Here is a 419-nt window from a genome sequence, read left to right as displayed (position 1 = left end):
CGGCAGAAGCGCGACCTGATCACGTCGATCGACGGATTGGGAGAGACGACCGCCGCGTTGGTCCTTGCCGAGCTGGGCGACCCCCTGGACTACAGCGGTCCTCGGGCTATCGTGGCGTTTGCAGGACTGAATCCGCTGATAGATCAATCGGGTACCCACTTTGGCCCAACGCCCATATCGAAGACTGGTTCGGCCAGCTTGCGCTGCGGAATGTACATGCCAGCGATGGTGGCAATGAGGTGGAATCCTGCAATCAAGTCACTCAGTGACCGCCTGAAAGCCAAAGGAAAGGCGCCCAAACAGATAATCTGCGCGGCGATGCGCAAGCTATTACATCTGATCTATGGAGTGCTCAAGTCAGGCGTACCGTTTGACCCAAACATCGCTCTTGCACGATGAGGGTCAAGACGGTATCTACA

The 419-nt window shown here is 56.8% G+C and carries 1 protein-coding gene; it reads left to right on the top strand.

The features are described 5' to 3' along the window. A partial coding sequence (locus HX792_RS30090) for a transposase (protein ID WP_176999467.1) occupies positions 1-399 on the top strand: 399 nt, incomplete at its 5' end. Positions 400-419: the final 20 nt, after the last annotated feature.

This window comes from Pseudomonas sp. B6002, from assembly GCF_013385985.1.
In the GTDB taxonomy this organism is placed as follows: domain Bacteria; phylum Pseudomonadota; class Gammaproteobacteria; order Pseudomonadales; family Pseudomonadaceae; genus Aquipseudomonas.
Note: the sequence above shows the minus strand (reverse complement) of the source record. Positions and strands in the feature narration are given on the sequence as shown.